This window comes from Escherichia sp. WS1265 (genome assembly GCF_046487585.1).
GTDB classification, from domain to species: Bacteria; Pseudomonadota; Gammaproteobacteria; order Enterobacterales; family Enterobacteriaceae; genus Escherichia; species Escherichia coli.
In genome coordinates this window covers 144,500-165,984 of the sequence record NZ_JBJQJE010000012.1, presented here as the reverse complement: position 1 = coordinate 165,984, position 21,485 = coordinate 144,500, and the positions used below count along the sequence as shown (strand labels likewise).

16 protein-coding genes and 3 pseudogenes are annotated in these 21,485 nt (G+C 50.6%); 13 read left to right on the top strand and 6 right to left on the bottom strand.

From position 1 onward, the window contains the following. From ACJHX3_RS13940 to ACJHX3_RS13930, 3 genes and pseudogenes are all read left to right on the top strand, one after another. Positions 1-1,789 (top strand): RHS repeat-associated core domain-containing protein (locus tag ACJHX3_RS13940; RefSeq protein ID WP_410236156.1); only part of this gene is annotated, 1,789 nt, incomplete at its 5' end. After that, positions 1,770-2,023 (top strand): annotated as a pseudogene (locus tag ACJHX3_RS13935) (hypothetical protein); the annotation flags it as partial. The gene ACJHX3_RS13940 and the pseudogene ACJHX3_RS13935, both read left to right, overlap by 20 nt. A gap of 603 nt (positions 2,024-2,626) precedes the next feature. Continuing rightward, positions 2,627-2,722, top strand: a pseudogene (locus ACJHX3_RS13930) (hypothetical protein); the annotation flags it as partial. Positions 2,723-2,780: 58 nt separating this feature from the next. On the opposite strand, the pseudogene ACJHX3_RS13925 reads toward ACJHX3_RS13930, so the two are convergent. The 3 genes and pseudogenes from ACJHX3_RS13925 to allS all read right to left on the bottom strand — a co-directional run. Then, positions 2,781-3,146, bottom strand: a pseudogene (locus ACJHX3_RS13925) (helix-turn-helix domain-containing protein); the annotation flags it as partial. A 115-nt stretch (positions 3,147-3,261) separates the two neighbouring features. Continuing rightward, positions 3,262-4,356, bottom strand: coding sequence for a tRNA 2-selenouridine(34) synthase MnmH (mnmH, locus tag ACJHX3_RS13920; protein ID WP_024216227.1), 1,095 nt, complete (start codon positions 4,354-4,356; stop codon positions 3,262-3,264). Between the two features lie 68 nt (positions 4,357-4,424). Continuing rightward, on the bottom strand, positions 4,425-5,351 hold the full coding sequence (gene allS, locus ACJHX3_RS13915) for an HTH-type transcriptional activator AllS (protein ID WP_024043896.1): 927 nt from the start codon (positions 5,349-5,351) through the stop codon (positions 4,425-4,427). A 229-nt stretch (positions 5,352-5,580) separates the two neighbouring features. On the opposite strand from allS, the gene allA reads away from it, so the two are divergent. The 9 genes from allA (at position 5,581) to glxK (ending at position 16,164) form a co-directional block, all read left to right on the top strand. Continuing rightward, entirely contained in the window at positions 5,581-6,063 is a 483-nt protein-coding gene (allA, locus tag ACJHX3_RS13910) for an ureidoglycolate lyase (RefSeq protein WP_000776388.1), read from the top strand. Positions 6,064-6,140: 77 nt separating this feature from the next. Beyond that, positions 6,141-6,956 carry an HTH-type transcriptional repressor AllR gene (gene allR, locus ACJHX3_RS13905; RefSeq protein ID WP_000141275.1) on the top strand — a complete coding sequence of 272 codons (816 nt, stop codon included), beginning with the start codon at positions 6,141-6,143 and terminating at the stop codon, positions 6,954-6,956. A gap of 89 nt (positions 6,957-7,045) precedes the next feature. Next, positions 7,046-8,827 (top strand): glyoxylate carboligase, encoded by a 1,782-nt coding sequence (gene gcl, locus ACJHX3_RS13900; protein ID WP_001305518.1) that lies wholly within the window; start codon positions 7,046-7,048, stop codon positions 8,825-8,827. A 12-nt stretch (positions 8,828-8,839) separates the two neighbouring features. After that, positions 8,840-9,616: a hydroxypyruvate isomerase gene (hyi, locus tag ACJHX3_RS13895; protein WP_001599503.1), complete on the top strand. Its 777-nt coding sequence runs from the start codon at positions 8,840-8,842 to the stop codon at positions 9,614-9,616. A gap of 99 nt (positions 9,617-9,715) precedes the next feature. Then, entirely contained in the window at positions 9,716-10,594 is an 879-nt protein-coding gene (gene glxR, locus ACJHX3_RS13890) for a 2-hydroxy-3-oxopropionate reductase (protein ID WP_000765832.1), read from the top strand. A 169-nt stretch (positions 10,595-10,763) separates the two neighbouring features. Next, entirely contained in the window at positions 10,764-12,218 is a 1,455-nt protein-coding gene (locus ACJHX3_RS13885) for an allantoin transporter (protein ID WP_001599505.1), read from the top strand. A 59-nt stretch (positions 12,219-12,277) separates the two neighbouring features. Next, positions 12,278-13,639 carry an allantoinase AllB gene (allB, locus tag ACJHX3_RS13880; protein ID WP_000006887.1) on the top strand — a complete coding sequence of 454 codons (1,362 nt, stop codon included), beginning with the start codon at positions 12,278-12,280 and terminating at the stop codon, positions 13,637-13,639. Between the two features lie 56 nt (positions 13,640-13,695). Then, the gene (locus ACJHX3_RS13875; protein WP_001302767.1) at positions 13,696-14,997 is read left to right on the top strand and encodes a uracil/xanthine transporter; all 1,302 of its coding nucleotides are present in this window, start codon (positions 13,696-13,698) and stop codon (positions 14,995-14,997) included. Positions 14,998-15,018: 21 nt separating this feature from the next. Further along, on the top strand, positions 15,019-16,164 hold the full coding sequence (glxK, locus tag ACJHX3_RS13870) for a glycerate 3-kinase (protein WP_001550755.1): 1,146 nt from the start codon (positions 15,019-15,021) through the stop codon (positions 16,162-16,164). A 227-nt stretch (positions 16,165-16,391) separates the two neighbouring features. On the opposite strand, the gene allE is transcribed toward glxK, so the two are convergent. Genes allE through allD form a run of 3 tightly spaced genes read right to left on the bottom strand, consistent with a single transcriptional unit; the run spans position 16,392 to position 19,494 of the window. Beyond that, complete coding sequence (gene allE, locus ACJHX3_RS13865; RefSeq protein ID WP_032345509.1) at positions 16,392-17,177, bottom strand: (S)-ureidoglycine aminohydrolase; 786 nt, start codon at positions 17,175-17,177, stop codon at positions 16,392-16,394. Between the two features lie 10 nt (positions 17,178-17,187). Continuing rightward, positions 17,188-18,423: an allantoate deiminase gene (gene allC / locus ACJHX3_RS13860; RefSeq protein ID WP_089560048.1), complete on the bottom strand. Its 1,236-nt coding sequence runs from the start codon at positions 18,421-18,423 to the stop codon at positions 17,188-17,190. 21 nt (positions 18,424-18,444) lie between these two features. Next, a complete protein-coding gene (allD, locus tag ACJHX3_RS13855; RefSeq protein ID WP_000703918.1) occupies positions 18,445-19,494 on the bottom strand; it encodes an ureidoglycolate dehydrogenase in 1,050 nt (349 codons plus the stop codon). A 316-nt stretch (positions 19,495-19,810) separates the two neighbouring features. Between allD and ACJHX3_RS13850 the strand changes: the two genes are divergently transcribed. Continuing rightward, entirely contained in the window at positions 19,811-21,478 is a 1,668-nt protein-coding gene (locus ACJHX3_RS13850; RefSeq protein ID WP_087890740.1) for an acyl-CoA synthetase FdrA, read from the top strand. The last annotated feature ends 7 nt before the right edge of the window (positions 21,479-21,485 follow it).

Sequence of the window (21,485 nt, the reverse complement as noted above, 5' to 3'; positions counted from 1 at the left end):
CCTGGCGGGCATGAAGCTGGGCGGGACGCCGCGGGTCGAGTATACGCGGGACAGGCTGCACCGGGAGACGGTGCGCAGCTTCGGCAGCATGGCAGGCAGTAATGCCGCATACGAACTGACCAGCACATACACCCCCGCAGGTCAGTTACAGAGCCAGCACCTGAACAGCCTGGTGTATGACCGTGACTACGGGTGGAATGACAACGGCGACCTGGTGCGCATCAGCGGCCCGCGACAGACGCGGGAATACGGCTACAGCGCCACGGGCAGGCTGGCGAGTGTGCGCACTCTCGCACCGGACCTGGACATCCGCATCCCGTATGCCACGGACCCGGCGGGCAACCGGCTGCCGGACCCGGAGCTGCACCCGGACAGTACACTCACAGTGTGGCCGGATAACCGCATCGCGGAGGATGCGCACTATGTCTACCGCCACGATGAATACGGCAGGCTGACGGAGAAGACGGACCGCATCCCGGCGGGTGTGATACGGACGGACGACGAGCGGACCCACCACTACCACTACGACAGCCAGCACCGCCTGGTGTTCTACACGCGGATACAGCATGGCGAGCCACTGGTCGAGAGCCGCTACCTCTACGACCCGCTGGGACGGCGAATGGCGAAACGGGTATGGCGGCGGGAGCGTGACCTGACGGGGTGGATGTCGCTGTCGCGTAAACCGGAGGTGACGTGGTACGGCTGGGACGGCGACCACCTGACGACGGTGCAGACCGACAGCACACGTATCCAGACGGTATACGAGCCGGGAAGCTTCACACCGCTCATCCGCATCGAAACAGACAACGGCGAGCGGGAGAAAACGCAGCGGCGGAGCCTGGCGGAGAAGCTCCAGCAGGAAGGGAGCGAGGACGGACACGGCGTGGTGTTCCCGGCTGAACTGGTGCGGCTGCTGGACAGGCTGGAGGGGGAAATCCGGGCAGACCGCGTGAGCAGTGAAAGCCGCCAGTGGCTGGCACAGTGCGGGCTGACGGTGGAGCGGCTGGCGGCACAGATAGAGCCGGTTTATTTACCTGAGCGAAAAATTCATCTTTATCACTGTGACCACCGGGGGCTGCCGCTGGCGCTCATCAGCGAAGACGGCAATACGGCGTGGAGCGGGGAGTATGATGAGTGGGGAAACCTGCTGAATGAGGAAAACCCGCATCACCTGCACCAGCCGTACCGTCTGCCAGGGCAGCAACACGATGAGGAGTCAGGGCTGTATTATAACCGGAACCGGTACTACAATCCGTTGCTGGGACGATATATTACTCAGGACCCGATTGGGCTGGCGGGGGGATGGAGTCTGTATGCGTATCCGCTGAATCCGGTGAATGGTATTGATCCATTAGGGTTAAGTCCTGCAGATGTAGCGTTAATGCGAAAAAAAGAACAACTAAACCATCAAAGAGCATGGGATATATTATCTGATACTTATGATGATATGAAGAGATTAAATTTAGGTGGGACTGATCAATTTTTCCATTGTATGGCATTTTGTCGAGTGTCTAAATTAAATGACGCTGGTGTTAGCCGATCAGCGAAAGGGCTGGGTTATGAAAAAGAGATTAGAGATTACGGGTTAAATATGTTCGGTATGTACGGCAGAAAAGTAAAGTTATCCCATTCTGAGATGATTGAAGATAATAAAAAAGACTTGGCTGTAAATGAACATGGGTTGACATGTCCATTAACACAAGATTGCTCAAATAGATGTATTGATTATATTAATCCAGAGCATAAAAAAACGATAAAGGCTTTACAAGATGCTGGCTATCTCAAGTAACATCTCAAAGATGGTAATATTTATTTTTGCTATTATAATCGTTGTTTTTTTATGCGTGACTACTTATCTTTATTTACACAAAGATGAATCTCTTGTAAGTAAGCATTACATAAACTATATGGCAATACCAGAAAGTGATGGGTTTTTACATGGCTCCCAGATTTTTTTCCGCATGTAGCGGTGGATATATCAATATCCACAAATGTAGAAGATGATTATTTTTTTTCTTATTTTTCCCTAACAATCGATGATGGGGGGAGGTTTAAGAAAACATTGACGGTGAGGGCCAGGGAACAAGTGGCGAAAATCGTATCAGAGAATGATCCAGATACAAAAAAAGTGTGGTGTAAATATGGTAAAATACCAGGGCAAGGGGATAGCGTAAACCTTTTTTTTGTTGGTGAAATTAATGTTACGCATTATTTTATAACAAATATTGGAGCTGGATTGCCTGATGCTTGTGCAGAGTAATTGCTTGAATTAAGAGTCTATCCCATATCGAAGTCGTCAACTTCGTAGTGAGGAAAAGTAAAATCCCTGACTGAGAAAAGACATGTCGGCTATTGTGTAAAGCCATATAGCTCAGACGATGAATATCTACTCGTATTCAGTTGTTTATTGAGGGTGAGTTCCGACCCTGAAACAACAAATAAAATGAACAGTCAGAGAGTTTACATAGAATTGCACTGGTCTTTTACGATATCTGACATTGTGTAATACATATTCAGCCATGCATTAATTAAAATGTTTCGTGTTTAATGTGAGTCCCTATCTGAAAATAAATAATCCTTCCGGATTAAAATAAATTCTCGCCGGGAAAGAAAGAGGAAATAAACCATTAGCGGAAAACCAGCGGCACGCCAGGGTGACATGCCCCAGTACGGCGGCCCGATAGTCCAGGGTTCAGCGGGGGTACTGATAGTCGCGCCGACTGCATCGAGAACTCCATACAACTTTTTACGGAACGTCACCTGATAAAATTTGTTCAGTATCGTCTTTTGAGATTCTCAAGGTTATGGAGTAACCAGACAGAACGGACACCACTGTCGGAGATAAAAACCCCCTGTTTACGCAGCTCGTTGCTGGCCCGGTGCTGACCATGTGTCGGGAAAGCGACGGTGTAATCAACAACAGCCTGTTCAGTTGCCTCATCGGTACGGTTCTTAAGGTTAGGAGCGCGGCGACTACGATTAATCTGCGCATCCACACCGCCTTCAGCGGCCAGTTCGCGGTAACGATAAAACGTTTCACGCGAAACGCCCATGATTTTACAGGCTTTTGATACGTTGCTGAGTTCTTCAGCCAGATTGAGCAAACCGGCTTTGTGTTTGATGACGGGATTGGCAGTATGAAGCATGAGAGTTACCTCTTGTTTTGGATAAGGATTCGACACTCATATCAAAACCGGTAACTCTCAACCTTTCAAGGCCATGTGTCAGATCAAGTCGCGACTAATACAAATACGTCCCTCATCACTGCGTCTTAACCCATTCCGCCACTTCCGCCCACTCACCGCGAAAGACAACTTTTTCCGCTTTTTTCTCAAGCTGATAGCGATACATTGGGTCGTAATATTCTTTAAGTAACGGCACCAGCCAGGCCAGATGACCGTCGGTGCTGCCAGTGGTGAGTTGCGTTGCCAGCGCCGCATCCAGACGTGCAGCCAGTTCGTTATAGCGCTGTAGCCCCAGCCGACGCTTAATCGCCGAAAGTCCGTGATGCAGGTATTCGCAATACTCCTGCCAGCCCTGTTCGTCGCCGTACGCATGGGTAAAATCATGATGCATACGCAGGAAATACTCTTCGTTCAGGCGTTCAAGACGGATCTCAAACGGATCTTCTACCACCGCAATCGCCGCCTGAGTCATTCGCTCGCGCAGACATTCCGGCAGGTGATTCGAACCGATCATCCGGCTTTCATCTTCCAGCACCCACAGGTGCAAATCCTGACGGGCGTCGGTTTTTAGCATTTCGGCAGCCAGCAGATTTTCAAAACTCGCCTGGCTAAGTTGTGGTTGTAACGTGCGACCAAACGCCGAACCGCGATGGCGCGCCAACCCTTCCAGATCAACACCGTTCGGCTGTTGCTGCACTAACAGCGTTTTACCGCTGCCAGTACAACCGCCAATCAGCACTATCGGTTTTTGTGACAGTTCAATGGTCGCCTGAATCGCGGTCTGGCGCAGTGCCTTATAACCGCCGTCTACCAGCGGATAATCAATCCCCGCTTCATGCAACCAGCGTTGCACAATATGTGAACGTTGACCGCCACGGGCGCAGCAGAGAATACCTTGCGGATTTTGCAGGCACGCTGCCCGCCAGGCGTCCATACGCTGCTGACGAATTTCACCCGCCACCAGTTTATGACCCAGCGCCAGCGCCGCGTCTGACCCTTGCTGTTTATAACAGGTGCCAACGGCGGCGCGTTCATCGTTATTCATTAACGGCAGGTTGATAGCGGCAGGCATTGCGCCTTGCTCAAACTCGATAGGGGCGCGAACATCAATAATGGGCGTATCAGCAATCAGCAAGGCACGATAGTCCTGTTCCGTGTGTCTCTCTTGCATAGTTAAAAGTGAACCTCAAATCAGCTTGCGCGCTATTTTACGCGCCAACGCGCAAGGAAACTTGATTTTTAACTGCGTGGGTTGCCGAAAATTTCTAAAAATCCGCTGATTTCCGGCCTGCGCTGGGTAAACAAGGTCACAATATCTTCTACCGCTTTGCCGCTGCCAAATTTGCGCCATGCCAGACTCAATGGCGAAGGAGGGCGCATCGTTGGGATTACCCGGCTGACCAGTTGTTGATTATCGATCATTGACTGGCAAAGTGATTTTGGCAAAAAACCAATGCCAACGCCCGCCAGATGGGCGGCGATTTTCGTTTCCATATCGGGAACAATAATCTCTTTTTGCCCCGGCAATCGCCAGGCGACGCGTTTGGTTAGTGTGCGGGCGCTGTCTTCAATATTGACCGCCGGAAAGCGCCGCAACTGCGCTTCTGTTAGCGGCTCTTCAACGTTCGCCAGCGGATGATCCGCCGCCATGACAAAGCGCCATTGCACCGATCCTAAGGGATCAAGACTAAAGGTATTTGCCAGCGCCTCGGTTCCCGTGACGCCGATAGCCAGTGAAAAACCTTCGTATAATAGCGAATCCCAGACGCCCATATAGATTTGTCGGGAGATGTGAAACTGGGTAAAGGGGTAACGTTCATTCAGCCACGCCAGCAACTGGGCGACGGCCTGGGGGTTGTAGAGCAGGTTGTTGATGACAATATTCACCTGGCGTTCCACGCCATCATTCACCTGTTGCAGCTCGCTGGGCATACTTTCCAGCCAGCTCAGCCAGTCTCTGGCCTGGGAAAGTAGATGCTCGCCAGCCGCTGTCAATGTCACGCTGCGAGTCGTGCGGAAAAACAGCGCTACTCCGGTATTCTCTTCCAGAAGTTTAATGCGATAACTGATTGTCGCCGTGGTTTTACATAATCGTTCTGCCGATTTTGAAAAACTTCCTGTTTCAGCAACCGCAATGAAAGTCCGCAAGGTTTCTGGATCGAACATCTTCAGGTATCCCCTTTTAAATCCGCAAGTTGCGTGATTTTCTTATCCTCTGATTTATCAGTATTTTTACATGATAACCCTGTTCAATTTGTGGACTAAATCTAGTTTTGGAAAAATATTCCAACTTTTGTGTTGATGTTGTTCCCTTAAGGTTTTAGATTGCCTGTTATTGAAACCAAGCTGACCGGTCGGCGCTGGTTGAACGGAATTATGTTACAAGGACAAAAAGATGAAACTTCAGGTATTACCGTTAAGTCAGGAAGCCTTTAGTGCTTATGGCGATGTAATCGAAACGCAGCAACGGGATTTTTTCCATATTAACAATGGCCTGGTAGAGCGTTACCACGATTTGGCGCTGGTTGAGATTCTTGAGCAAGACCGTACGCTCATCAGCATTAACCGCGCGCAACCGGCGAATCTGCCGCTGACCATTCACGAACTCGAACGTCATCCGCTGGGCACTCAGGCCTTTATCCCGATGAAAGGTGAAGTGTTTGTGGTGGTCGTGGCGTTAGGTGACGACAAACCAGACCTGTCAACGCTGCGGGCGTTTATCACCAACGGTGAACAGGGGGTGAATTACCATCGTAACGTCTGGCATCACCCACTTTTCGCCTGGCAGCGCGTCACCGATTTTCTGACCATCGATCGCGGCGGCAGTGACAACTGTGATGTTGAAAGTATTCCTGAACAGGAACTCTGTTTTGCGTGACGCCTGCAACCGACTTGCATAAGATAAACTAATTGTTCATTGTTTATGCTCACTTGTAGGTCGGAGTTAACGTAGGTATGACGGAAGTTAGACGGCGCGGCAGGCCAGGACAGGCGGAGCCTGTGGCACAGAAGGGCGCACAGGCGTTAGAGCGGGGAATTGCGATTCTGCAATATCTGGAAAAAAGTGGGGGAAGTTCGTCGGTTAGCGATATTTCTCTCAATCTGGATTTGCCGCTCTCCACGACCTTTCGCTTGCTGAAGGTTTTACAGGCAGCGGATTTTGTCTATCAGGACAGTCAGTTAGGCTGGTGGCATATAGGATTAGGTGTCTTTAACGTCGGTGCGGCGTACATCCATAACCGCGATGTCCTCTCCGTCGCCGGGCCGTTTATGCGCCGCCTGATGTTACTTTCCGGCGAAACGGTCAATGTCGCTATTCGTAACGGCAATGAAGCAGTATTAATTGGTCAGTTAGAGTGTAAATCGATGGTCAGGATGTGTGCGCCGCTGGGCAGTCGTCTGCCGCTGCATGCTTCCGGTGCGGGCAAGGCGCTGCTTTATCCGCTGGCGGAAGAAGAGTTGATGAGCATCATTCTGCAAACCGGTTTGCAGCAGTTTACGCCAACGACGCTTGTGGATATGCCCACCTTGCTGAAGGACCTGGAACAAGCGCGTGAACTGGGCTATACCGTAGATAAAGAAGAGCATGTTGTCGGCCTGAATTGCATAGCTTCAGCAATTTACGATGATGTAGGTAGTGTTGTTGCCGCTATCTCCATCTCCGGGCCTTCATCAAGACTGACAGAAGATCGTTTTGTCAGTCAGGGTGAGCTGGTCAGAGACACCGCCCGCGATATCAGCACGGCGTTGGGACTGAAAGCACATCCATAGTGTCTGTCGCATCCCGCTCTGCGGAGCGGGTTTTTTTGACAAAATTTGAAAGTTGGAAAATTTTTCCAATTTATAGAGGTAGGAATAAAATGGCAAAAATGAGAGCCGTTGACGCGGCAATGTATGTGCTGGAGAAAGAAGGTATCACCACCGCCTTCGGCGTTCCGGGAGCAGCAATCAATCCGTTCTATTCAGCGATGCGTAAGCACGGCGGTATTCGTCACATTCTGGCGCGTCATGTGGAAGGTGCTTCGCACATGGCGGAAGGTTATACCCGCGCAACGGCAGGGAATATCGGCGTATGTCTGGGGACTTCCGGTCCTGCGGGCACGGACATGATCACCGCGCTCTATTCCGCTTCTGCTGATTCCATTCCTATTCTGTGTATTACCGGCCAGGCTCCGCGCGCCCGTCTGCATAAAGAAGATTTCCAGGCCGTTGATATTGAAGCAATTGCTAAACCGGTCAGCAAAATGGCGGTTACAGTTCGTGAAGCGGCGCTGGTGCCTCGTGTGCTGCAACAGGCGTTTCACCTGATGCGTTCTGGTCGCCCGGGTCCGGTACTGGTGGATTTACCGTTCGACGTTCAGGTTGCGGAAATCGAGTTTGATCCTGACATGTACGAACCGCTGCCGGTCTACAAACCTGCTGCCAGCCGTATGCAGATCGAAAAAGCGGTAGAAATGTTAATTCAGGCCGAACGTCCGGTGATTGTTGCCGGGGGCGGGGTAATCAATGCTGACGCTGCTGCACTGTTACAACAGTTTGCTGAACTGACCAGCGTTCCGGTGATCCCAACGCTGATGGGCTGGGGCTGTATTCCCGACGATCATGAACTGATGGCCGGGATGGTGGGTCTGCAAACCGCGCATCGTTACGGTAACGCAACGCTACTGGCGTCCGACATGGTGTTTGGTATCGGTAACCGTTTTGCGAACCGTCATACCGGTTCGGTAGAGAAATACACCGAAGGGCGCAAAATCGTTCATATCGATATTGAGCCGACGCAAATTGGCCGCGTGCTGTGTCCGGATCTCGGCATTGTCTCTGATGCTAAAGCGGCGCTGACGCTGCTGGTTGAAGTGGCGCAGGAGATGCAAAAAGCGGGTCGTCTGCCGTGTCGTAAAGAATGGGTCGCCGACTGCCAGCAGCGCAAACGCACTTTGCTGCGCAAAACCCACTTCGACAACGTGCCGGTGAAACCGCAGCGCGTGTATGAAGAGATGAACAAAGCCTTTGGTCGCGATGTTTGTTATGTCACCACCATTGGCCTGTCACAAATCGCTGCGGCACAAATGCTGCATGTCTTTAAAGACCGCCACTGGATCAACTGTGGGCAGGCAGGCCCGCTGGGCTGGACCATTCCGGCGGCGCTGGGGGTTTGTGCCGCTGATCCAGAGCGCAAAGTGGTGGCGATTTCCGGTGACTTCGACTTCCAGTTTCTGATTGAAGAATTAGCCGTTGGCGCACAGTTCAACATTCCGTACATCCATGTACTGGTCAATAACGCCTATCTGGGTCTGATTCGCCAGTCGCAGCGCGCGTTTGATATGGATTACTGCGTACAGCTCGCGTTCGAAAATATTAACTCCAGTGAAGTGAACGGGTACGGCGTCGACCACGTAAAAGTAGCGGAAGGTTTAGGTTGTAAAGCGATTCGGGTCTTCAAACCGGAAGATATTGCACCAGCCTTTGAACAGGCGAAAGCCTTAATGGCGCAATATCGGGTACCGGTAGTCGTGGAAGTTATTCTCGAGCGTGTGACCAATATTTCGATGGGCAGCGAACTGGATAACGTCATGGAATTTGAAGATATCGCCGATAACGCAGTGGACGCACCGACTGAAACCTGCTTCATGCACTATGAATAAGGGAGATAAATAATGTTACGTTTCTCTGCTAATTTATCGATGTTATTTGGTGAATATGATTTTCTCGCCCGTTTTGAGAAAGCTGCGCAGTGTGGTTTTCGCGGCGTTGAATTTATGTTCCCTTATGACTATGACATTGAAGAATTAAAACAGGTGCTGGCGAGTAATAAACTCGAACATACGTTGCACAATTTACCGGCAGGTGACTGGGCGGCGGGCGAGCGGGGTATTGCTTGTATTCCTGGTCGTGAAGAAGAGTTTCGGGATGGCGTAGCAGCAGCGATTCGTTATGCTCGTGCGCTGGGTAATAAAAAAATTAACTGTCTGGTCGGTAAAACGCCGGCTGGTTTCAGCAGTGAACAGATTCACACAACGCTTGTAGAAAACCTGCGTTATGCCGCGAATATGCTGATGAAAGAAGATATTTTATTACTGATTGAACCTATCAACCATTTTGATATTCCTGGTTTCCATCTCACCGGAACTCGCCAGGCACTGAAACTGATTGACGATGTTGGTTGCTGCAATTTGAAAATTCAGTATGACATTTATCACATGCAGCGGATGGAAGGTGAATTAACTAATACCATGACTCAGTGGGCCGATAAAATTGGTCACCTGCAAATTGCTGATAATCCGCATCGCGGCGAACCGGGAACCGGAGAAATTAATTATGATTATCTCTTTACGGTAATCGAAAATTCTGACTACAACGGTTGGGTTGGGTGTGAATATAAACCCCAAACCACCACGGAAGCCGGTTTACGCTGGATGGATCCGTACCGTTAAAACGTAACGCTATTCAGACAATGCTTTTTTAGGCCGCTAAGTTGGCAGGGGATCGTGTTGTCTGAATTCAGGAAAAGCGAAATTTAAAAGAGGTTAATTATGAAACTGGGATTTATTGGCTTAGGCATTATGGGTACACCGATGGCCATTAATCTGGCGCGAGCCGGTCATCAACTGCATGTCACAACCATTGGTCCGGTTGCTGATGAATTACTGTCACTGGGTGCCGTCAGTGTTGAAACTGCGCGCCAGGTAACGGAAGCAGCGGACATCATTTTTATTATGGTGCCGGACACACCACAGGTTGAAGAAGTTCTGTTTGGTGAAAATGGTTGTACCAAAGCCTCGCTGAAGGGCAAAACCATTGTTGATATGAGCTCCATTTCCCCGATTGAAACTAAGCGTTTCGCTCGTCAGGTGAATGAACTGGGCGGCGATTATCTCGATGCGCCAGTCTCCGGCGGTGAAATCGGTGCGCGTGAAGGGACGTTGTCGATTATGGTTGGCGGTGATGAAGCGGTATTTGAACGTGTTAAACCGCTGTTTGAACTGCTCGGTAAAAATATCACCCTCGTCGGCGGTAACGGCGACGGTCAAACCTGCAAAGTGGCAAATCAGATTATTGTGGCGCTCAATATTGAAGCGGTTTCTGAAGCCCTGCTATTTGCTTCAAAAGCCGGTGCGGACCCGGTACGTGTGCGCCAGGCGCTGATGGGCGGCTTTGCTTCCTCACGTATTCTGGAAGTTCATGGCGAGCGTATGATTAAACGCACCTTTAATCCAGGTTTCAAAATTGCGCTGCACCAGAAAGATCTCAACCTGGCACTGCAAAGTGCGAAAGCACTGGCGCTGAACCTGCCAAACACTGCGACCTGCCAGGAGTTATTTAATACCTGTGCGGCAAACGGTGGCAGCCAGTTGGATCACTCTGCGTTAGTGCAGGCGCTGGAATTAATGGCTAACCATAAACTGGCCTGATACCCGCAATAAAAATGGCCGATATCAGAAAATGAATCGGCCAGCAATATTAAAAAAAGAAAGCAGCCAAAGATGTTGCTTCAGTATTAAAAATAATATTTTTATTTTATTTGTTCCTCATAGCTAGATTAAAACAACGTTATTCGATACGTGAAATTAAGAGGGATTTATGGAACATCAGAGAAAACTATTCCAGCAACGCGGCTATAGCGAAGATCTATTGCCGAAAACGCAAAGCCAGCGGACCTGGAAAACATTTAACTATTTTACCTTATGGATGGGTTCGGTTCATAACGTTCCCAATTATGTGATGGTCGGCGGCTTTTTTATTCTCGGCTTGTCTACCTTTAGTATTATGCTGGCAATTATCCTCAGCGCCTTTTTCATTGCCGCGGTAATGGTATTAAACGGCGCTGCGGGCAGTAAATACGGCGTACCGTTTGCCATGATCCTGCGTGCTTCTTACGGCGTACGTGGCGCACTGTTTCCCGGATTATTAAGAGGCGGTATTGCTGCCATTATGTGGTTTGGCCTGCAATGTTACGCGGGGTCACTGGCCTGCTTGATTCTGATTGGCAAAATCTGGCCGGGATTTTTAACTCTCGGTGGTGATTTTACCCTGTTAGGGCTTTCTCTACCGGGCTTAATTACTTTCTTACTCTTCTGGCTGGTTAACGTTGGTATTGGTTTTGGCGGCGGCAAAGTTTTAAATAAATTCACTGCCATTCTTAACCCGTGCATCTATATCGTTTTCGGCGGTATGGCGATTTGGGCGATTTCGCTGGTCGGGATCGGTCCAATCTTTGACTACATCCCGAGCGGTATTCAGAAAGCAGAAAACGGTGGCTTCCTGTTCCTGGTGGTGATTAACGCAGTGGTTGCGGTCTGGGCAGCACCGGCGGTTAGCGCATCCGACTTTACGCAAAATGCTCACTCGTTTCGTGAGCAGGCACTTGGGCAAACGCTGGGTTTGGTCGTAGCTTATATTCTGTTTGCGGTCGCCGGGGTATGTATTATTGCCGGAGCCAGTATTCACTACGGCGCTGATACCTGGAACGTGCTGGATATTGTTCAGCGTTGGGACAGCCTGTTTGCCTCGTTCTTTGCGGTACTGGTTATTCTGATGACGACCATTTCCACTAACGCCACCGGTAATATTATTCCGGCTGGTTATCAGATTGCCGCCATTGCACCGACAAAACTGACCTATAAAAACGGCGTACTGATTGCCAGTATTATCAGTTTGCTGATCTGCCCGTGGAAATTAATGGAAAATCAGGACAGTATTTATCTGTTCCTCGATATCATCGGTGGGATGCTGGGTCCGGTAATTGGTGTCATGATGGCGCATTATTTTGTGGTGATGCGTGGACAAATTAATCTTGACGAACTGTATACCGCAGCAGGTGATTTCAAATATTACGATAACGGCTTTAACCTCACCGCGTTTTCAGTAACTCTGGTGGCCGTTATTTTATCTCTCGGTGGTAAATTTATTCCGTTCATGGAGCCTTTATCACGCGTTTCATGGTTTGTCGGCGTTATTGTCGCATTCGCTGCCTACGCGTTATTAAAAAAACGTACAGCAGCAGAAAAAACAGGAGAACAAAAAGTCACAGGTTAATTAATCCCGATATTGAACATTGAGTTAAAAACCAATCTGTATTTTACAAGGAGTTTGTTATGTCTTTTGATTTAATCATTAAAAACGGCACTGTTATTTTAGAAAACGAAGCTCGCGTTGTAGATATCGCCGTTAAAGGCGGAAAAATTGCTGCTATCGGTCAGGATCTGGGTGATGCAAAAGAAGTGATGGATGCGTCTGGTCTGGTGGTTTCGCCGGGCATGGTTGATGCGCACACCCATATTTCTGAACCGGGTCGTAGCCACTGGGAAGGTTATGAAACCGGTACTCGCGCAGCGGCAAAAGGTGGTATCACCACCATGATCGAAATGCCGCTCAACCAGCTGCCTGCAACGGTTGACCGCGCTTCAATTGAACTGAAGTTCGATGCCGCTAAAGGCAAGCTGACTATCGATGCGGCACAACTCGGTGGCCTGGTGTCTTACAACATCGACCGTCTGCATGAGCTGGATGAAGTGGGCGTTGTCGGCTTCAAATGCTTCGTTGCGACCTGTGGCGATCGCGGTATCGACAACGACTTCCGTGATGTAAACGACTGGCAGTTCTTCAAAGGTGCGCAGAAGCTGGGCGAACTGGGGCAGCCGGTGCTGGTGCACTGCGAAAACGCGCTGATCTGTGACGCACTGGGCGAAGAAGCGAAACGTGAAGGTCGCGTAACTGCCCATGACTATGTGGCTTCGCGTCCGGTATTTACCGAAGTGGAAGCGATTCGCCGCGTGCTGTATCTGGCGAAAGTTGCCGGTTGCCGTCTGCACGTTTGCCATATCAGCAGCCCGGAAGGCGTTGAAGAAGTGACTCGTGCACGTCAGGAAGGTCAGGACGTTACTTGTGAATCCTGCCCGCATTACTTTGTACTGGATACCGATCAGTTCGAAGAAATCGGTACTCTGGCGAAGTGTTCACCGCCGATCCGCGATCTGGAAAACCAGAAAGGCATGTGGGAAAAACTGTTTAACGGTGAAATCGACTGCCTGGTTTCCGACCACTCACCATGCCCTCCGGAAATGAAAGCCGGCAACATCATGGAAGCATGGGGCGGTATTGCCGGTCTGCAAAACTGTATGGACGTGATGTTCGATGAAGCGGTACAGAAACGCGGTATGTCTCTGCCGATGTTCGGCAAATTAATGGCGACTAACGCAGCAGATATTTTCGGTCTGCAGCAAAAAGGCCGTATCGCCCCAGGAAAAGATGCCGACTTCGTCTTCATTCAGCCGAATAGCAGCTATGTTCTTACCAATGACGATCTGGAATATCGCCACAAAGTCAGCCCGTATGTTGGCCGTACCATTGGCGCGCGTATCACGAAAACCATCTTACGTGGTGATGTGATTTACGACATCGAACAGGGCTTCCCTGTTGCGCCGAAAGGTCAATTTATCCTTAAACATCAGCAGTAATCTGGCCCCTGCAATGCCCGTCCTTGCGGCGGGCATTCTCCGGTTAAGGTGTGTTTATGTTCAATTTTGCAGTCAGCCGCGAAAGCCTGTTATCAGGATTTCAGTGGTTTTTCTTTATTTTTTGCAACACGGTTGTGGTTCCTCCTACGCTACTTTCTGCTTTTCAGTTGCCGCAAAGTAGCCTGCTTACGCTCACGCAATATGCTTTTCTTGCTACCGCACTGGCCTGCTTCGCTCAGGCGTTCTGCGGTCATCGTCGCGCTATTATGGAAGGGCCGGGTGGCCTGTGGTGGGGAACCATCCTTACTATCACCCTTGGCGAAGCATCGCGCGGGACACCGATCAACGATATCGCTACCAGCCTGGCGGTGGGAATTGCGCTCTCTGGCGTGTTGACGATGTTGATTGGTTTTAGCGGATTAGGTCATCGTCTGGCACGGTTATTTACGCCGTCGGTGATGGTCTTGTTTATGTTGATGCTGGGCGCGCAGCTCACCACTATCTTTTTCAAAGGTATGCTCGGGCTGCCGTTTGGCATAGCCGACCCGAATTTTAAAATTCAGTTACCGCCGTTCGCGCTTTCGGTGGCGGTGATGTGCCTGGTACTGGCGATGATTATCTTTCTGCCGCAACGTTTTGCCCGTTATGGCCTGCTGGTCGGTACCATAACCGGCTGGTTGTTGTGGTACTTTTGCTTTCCTTCTTCGCATTCGCTCTCCGGTGAGTTGCACTGGCAGTGGTTCCCGCTCGGCAGTGGCGGTGCTTTGTCGCCGGGGATTATTCTGACGGCGGTGATTACAGGTCTGGTAAATATCAGCAATACCTACGGTGCGATTCGGGGCACGGATGTTTTTTATCCGCAGCAGGGCGCGGGGAATACGCGTTATCGTCGTAGCTTTGTGGCGACCGGATTTATGACGCTGATAACCGTACCGCTGGCGGTAATTCCATTTTCACCGTTTGTTTCATCCATTGGTTTATTAACCCAGACTGGCGATTACACGCGGCGTTCGTTTATTTATGGCAGCGTTATTTGCCTGCTGGTGGCACTGGTTCCGGCACTCACACGACTGTTTTGCAGTATCCCTTTACCCGTGAGTAGCGCGGTTATGCTGGTTTCTTATCTGCCTTTACTCTTTTCCGCGCTGGTGTTTAGCCAGCAAATAACGTTTACCGCTCGCAATATTTATCGACTCGCATTGCCGTTATTTGTCGGCATATTTTTAATGGCATTACCGCCTGTGTATCTGCAAGACCTTCCATTAACGCTGCGTCCTCTGCTCAGTAACGGCTTATTGGTCGGGATCTTACTGGCTGTTCTTATGGATAACCTTATTCCGTGGGAACGCATCGAATAATTTGTTGAAAAAGGATTGATAATGAAGATTGTCATTGCGCCAGACTCTTTTAAAGAGAGCTTAAGTGCAGAAAAATGTTGTCAGGCAATTAAAGCCGGGTTTTCGACCCTCTTTCCCGATGCGAACTATATCTGTTTGCCGATAGCGGATGGCGGCGAAGGGACGGTGGATGCGATGGTCGCCGCGACGGGTGGTAACATCGTGACGCTTGAAGTCTGCGGGCCGATGGGCGAAAAAGTGAATGCTTTTTATGGCCTTACCGGCGACGGGAAAACAGCGGTGATTGAGATGGCGGCAGCAAGTGGCCTGATGCTGGTCGCGCCTGAAAAGCGTAATCCGTTGCTGGCCTCCAGTTTTGGTACGGGGGAGTTAATTCGTCATGCGCTGGATAACGGCATTCGCCATATTATTCTCGGCATTGGCGGCAGTGCGACGGTCGACGGCGGTATGGGCATGGCGCAGGCGCTTGGTGTGCGTTTCCTTGATGCCGACGGCCAGGTGCTGGCGGCTAACGGCGGCAATTTAGCGCGCGTGGCAAGCATTGAAATGGATGAATGCGATCCGCGTCTGGCGAACTGCCATATTGAAGTAGCATGTGACGTTGATAACCCGCTGGTAGGGGCACGCGGCGCGGCGGCGGTGTTTGGCCCGCAAAAAGGGGCAACGCCGGAGATGGTCGAAGAACTTGAACAGGGGCTGCAAAATTACGCCCGTGTTTTACAACAGCAAACTGAAATTAATGTCTGCCAGATGGCGGGCGGCGGCGCTGCGGGCGGTATGGGTATTGCGGCGGCGGTATTTCTCAATGCGGATATTAAACCGGGCATTGAAATTGTGTTGAATGCGGTCAATCTTGCGCAGGCAGTGCAGGGCGCAGCACTGGTGATCACCGGGGAAGGGCGCATCGACTCGCAAACGGCAGGCGGTAAAGCGCCGCTGGGTGTGGCGTCGGTGGCGAAGCAGTTTAATGTACCGGTAATTGGGATTGCTGGCGTATTGGGTGATGGCGTGGAAGTGGTGCACCAGTACGGCATTGATGCGGTATTCAGCATTTTGCCACGTCTGGCACCTTTAGCCGAAGTGCTCGCCAGCGGTGAAATCAATCTCTTCAACAGCGCGCGAAATATTGCCTGCGCCATTAAAATAGGTCAGGGAATTAAAAACTGACTCTTGCCTTTAAAGCGGATGCTATTTATTTCGTATAAGAGCGCAGTGCTCATGCCGGATGCGGCATGAGTACTATATCCTTCCTGAAAATCGCGCAAATTCTATATATTGCAGAGATCATGTAGGCCTGATAAGCGAAGCGCATCAGGCAATGTTACAAAAAAAGCCACGGTATAAACCGTGGCAAAATCCAACATAGCTAAAAATAATCAGGCGAGTGGTATGACTTAAATCTCTACGTCGCGGTTACAATCTTTCGAGTAAATATAGCTGAACGCTTCACCACGCCCTACGCCATAACCAGCTTGTAAGGAATATGCACCCATAAAGATGTAATCGCCTTTTTTCACCGGGATCCAGTTATTGTCGAGGTTATAAACCCCCTGACCGGAAAGAATATAGGCACCGTGTTCCTGAACGTGTGTTTCGATATAACCGTGGCTGGCACCTGGTGCAAAAGAGAGGATATGCATGTTCATATCAAAACCTAACTCTTTGGGCAGAAAATCCAGCAGGATCACATCATCCATACCTTCATAGTGAATGCGTTCCAGTTCGCTGGCATTGCCAGAAACCAGCCACGGTGCATGGCCTTCTACCGGAACATAGCGGCGCTTATATAAAAAGATTTGGCTGTCTTCGGCCTGGGCGTTAACAAACGTCATTAAGGAGCCTGGCGGGCAATAAAGATAGCCACCTTCGCTTAAGGAAAATGTTTTGCCTTCGGCTTTGGCAGTGATATTTCCAGAGATCACATACAGGAACGTTTCAATGCCTTCGCCACCGAAGCCCTGTTGGTTGCCACCGTTTTGATGCAGTGTGACCAGATAATCAACAAAAGAGGCACCCAGCTTTGGCGTGGAGAGGATTGTCGCGTCACAATTTTCAAAGCCCGGAATAATATTTTTTACCAGACCGTCTGGTGTTAACAGTGCGAAATTACCGTGTTTCACAATCGCACGGTTAGCCAGTAAATCATCGCGGTAACCGGTGACGTTATTTAAATATCCCATTTATGACTCCTTATTTCTGCCAGGCAAGTTGATAAAGCATGAGTGCCAACGTTTTGACCCCTTCGGCAAGGTCGGTAATATTGGTGCGTTCCGCCGGGTTATGGCTGATCCCGTTGATGCTGGGAATGAAAATCATGCAGGTCGGCACGCGAGGCGCGAAAATTTGCGCGTCGTGCCCGGCACCACTGTGCATCACCCGGTAATTCAGTTTTTCACTTTCACACAATTCTGTCAGGGTGGCGACCAGGTCCTTATTCATCGGCACGGGTTCTTCGTCCATCCATAAATCGATATCAATACCAATGTCCATTTCATCGCAAATCGCCCGCATGTCGTTTTCTAACTGTTGGGTGAAATCACGCAGCACGGCGGCGTCGGTATGACGACAATCAATGGTGAACGTGGTTTTACCCGGCACCACATTCACCGTATTCGGGCGCGGCTCCACCTTGCCAAAGGTCAGCACCAGCGGGTCGCCCATCTTTTTCGCTTTTTCGATCGACTGATGGCAAATGCGACTGAAAGCGTAAACCGTATCACGACGATAACCCATCGGCGTGGTGCCTGCATGGTTTGATTCGCCGTTCAGCGTCACCGTATAACGACGCTGCCCGACAATTGCATTCACCACGCCAATTGACTGCCCATTACTTTCCAGCACACAGCCCTGTTCGATATGCAGTTCGACAAAGGCTTTAATATCCTGACGCGGAGTTAGTGGGGCGTTCGGCAGAGTAAATCCGCAAGCCTTCATCGCATCGACAAAACTATTTCCTTTGGCATCACAGATATTCCGCACGTCGTCAGGATTCGCCAGCCCAAAGATATTTTTACTGCCCCAGAAGACATACGGGAAGCGGCTGCCTTCTTCTTCTGCCATCGCCACCACTTCGACCGTACGTAACGGCGCGCCGTATTGCGTTTTCAGCCAGTCAATTGCCAGCCACGCCGCCAGCGCGCCGAATTGCCCGTCGAGGTTACCGCCGTTAACCACGGTATCGATATGCGAACCGCTCAGAACCACTTCCTGTGGATATTCGGTGCCACTCAGGCGACCATATAAATTCCCCACTTCATCGAAACGTGTTTCCAGCCCGCTTGCTGCCATTCTTTTTTTAAATTGCTGCTGAGTTTCCAGCCATTCCGGCGAATAAAGTAAACGGGTCATACCACCCGTTGGGTCAGCGCCAAAAGAGGAAAGCCAGGGCAGCGTTTCTTCTATGGCTTGACGAAAATGTGTAATCATAAGAAAGTCCTGTCTCAATAATTATTGCGCAAAGGGATTTTTCGTTTCGTATGACGTGTTATAAAGCGCGTCGGAAATTAAATACTGGTAAATATCATCAACAATTTCGATGCCTTCGACGGCGGCTTTGCGTTGTTTAATATCCTGATCCTGTCCGGGATAATAAACCTGGTTAAAACCGGGCGCGGGGGTTATGGCATTTAATTCGCGCATGGTCTGGCTAAGATGTTGACGGAATAGTTCGCTGGAGGAGAAAAAGTTCGGGTTAATAACGATATGTAATTGCCCCAAATTACGCCCGGCGTGTAAATCGTCATACATCGAACTAACCTGTCGCCCGAACGGTAAGCCGAGTAAGACGCCTGAGAGGACGTCAATCATCATCATCAGGCCATACCCTTTCGGTCCGGCGGCAGGGAGCAGGGCGTTAACTGCAAATGGATCGGTTGTTGGTGCTCCGTTTTTATCGACCGCCCAGGTATCCGGGATAGACATATTACGCGAGCGGGCGTCGAGCACTTTTCCCCATGCCTGTACGGTAGTCGCCATATCAAAGGTAAGGATCTCGTCGCCTTCTCCCGGCGCGGCAAAGGCCAGTGGGTTAGTTCCGTAGTAAATTTCCGCGCCGCCAAACGGCACCACCATTGGATCGGACTGGCACATCGAAATGCCAATTAACCCTGCGCGGGCTGCCTGCTGCACAAAATAAGAGATTGCGCCGCTGTGACCCATCCGGCTGATACCGACCACCGCAACGCCATTTTGCTGGGCGGTTTTGATGGCATGTTCCATACCCATTTTCGCCGCGACCTGTCCGGCAGCATTGTCGGCATGTAAAATTGCCGAACACGGCCCGGTTTCTTCAAGACGAAATTCCGGTTCACGGTTGGTGCCGCCTTTTGAAATGCGTTCCGCGTAGTATTCCACGCGCACCGCGCCATGAGAGTGGATCCCTCTGGCATCGGCGTAAACCAATACTTCAGCCACGGTTGCAGCGTGCTCACGTTTTAACCCAGCCTGGCAGAGTTTATTCTCGATTAGCTGGTGGAGTGTTTCCCGACTGATTTTCATCTGTCTTCCTTTTTAACGACGGTGTGAAGCATGACTGCAATTAACATACAGGGAAAATATCTGGATTATGTGATCCAGACAGGCAAAAAAATATAGTTAGAATTTATTTGACAATCCGCTCGCTTTTAACCTGGTTTTTAAAACAACCACGCTTATTAAAAAATAACACGTAATCGCCTGGCGGTTATTTGAATTCTTTTGTTAATAATCCCTGTGTGATATTCATCACCTTATTTACTCGTTGTCATCGATACCGTAATCGCCACATTAACACTGCTCGTGCAATTGCCATGGGTGCAATTTTTAAGGAGTTGTTATGATCCACGCCTTTATTAAAAAAGGGTGTTTTCAGGATTCGGTCAGTTTAATGATTATTTCACGAAAACTAAGCGAATCAGAAAATGTTGATGATGTTTCTGTAATGATGGGTACGCCCGCCAATAAAGCGTTATTAGAGACTACAGGTTTCTGGCATGACGATTTTAATAACGCCACGCCGAACGATATTTGCGTGGCAATTCGTAGCGAAGCGGCGGATGCGGGGATCGCGCAGGCGATTATGCAACAGCTTGAAGAGGCGCTAAAACAACTGGCGCAGGGTTCAGGCAGCAGCCAGGCGTTGACGCAGGTGCGTCGCTGGGACAGTGCCTGTCAGAAATTACCCGATGCCAGTCTGGCGCTGATTTCAGTGGCTGGCGAGTATGCGGCGGAACTGGCGAATCAGGCGCTGGATCGCAACCTCAACGTGATGATGTTCTCCGATAACGTCACGCTGGAAGATGAAATCCAACTCAAAACCCGCGCACGCGATAAAGGCTTGCTGGTGATGGGGCCGGACTGCGGTACGTCAATGATTGCCGCCACGCCGCTGGCTTTTGCTAACGTGATGCCGGAAGGCAACATTGGCGTCATTGGCGCTTCCGGTACCGGGATTCAGGAGCTGTGCTCACAGATTGCGCTGGCAGGGGAGGGAATTACTCACGCGATTGGTCTTGGCGGGCGCGATCTCAGCCGTGAAGTGGGCGGCATCAGTGCGCTAACGGCGCTGGAAATGTTAAGCGCCGATGCGAAAAGCGAGGTGCTGGCATTTGTTTCAAAACCACCTGCCGAAGCTGTGCGTCTGAAAATTGTTAATGCCATGAAAGCAACCGGCAAACCGACGGTGGCGCTGTTTTTAGGTTATACCCCGGCGGTGGCCCGCGACGAGAATGTCTGGTTTGCCTCCTCGCTGGATGAGGCCGCTCGCCTGTCTTGCCTGCTTTCACGCGTCACGGCGCGACGTAACGCAATAGCACCTGTCGGCAGCGGATTTATTTGCGGTTTGTATACCGGCGGTACGCTGGCCGCCGAAGCGGCGGGATTACTTGCCGGACACCTTGGCGTGGAAGCCGATGATGCCCATCATCACGGCATGATGCTCGACGCCGATGGTCACCAGATTATTGACCTCGGCGATGATTTCTACACCGTCGGGCGTCCCCATCCGATGATCGACCCAACCTTACGCAACCAGTTAATTGCCGATCTCGGCGCTAAACCGTCAGTGCGCGTATTGCTACTTGATGTCGTGATTGGCTTCGGCGCGACCGCCGATCCTGCCGCCTCGCTGGTGAGCGCCTGGCAAAAAGCCTGTGCCGCGCGTTCAGACAGCCAACCGCTGTACGCCATTGCCACGGTGACAGGTACCGAACGTGACCCGCAATGCCGCTCGCAGCAAATCGCCACGCTGGAAGATGCGGGGATTGCGGTCGTGAGTTCGCTACCGGAAGCCACCTTGCTGGCGGCAGCGTTAATTCATCCGCTCTCGCCTGCCACACAGCAACACACACCGTCATTACTGGAAAACGTCGCCGTGATTAACATCGGATTACGCAACTTTGCGCTGGAGCTACAAAGCGCCAGCAAACCGGTTGTGCATTACCAATGGTCGCCAGTCGCCGGCGGCAATAAAAAACTGGCTCGTTTATTAGAACGTTTGCAATAAGGGGTTC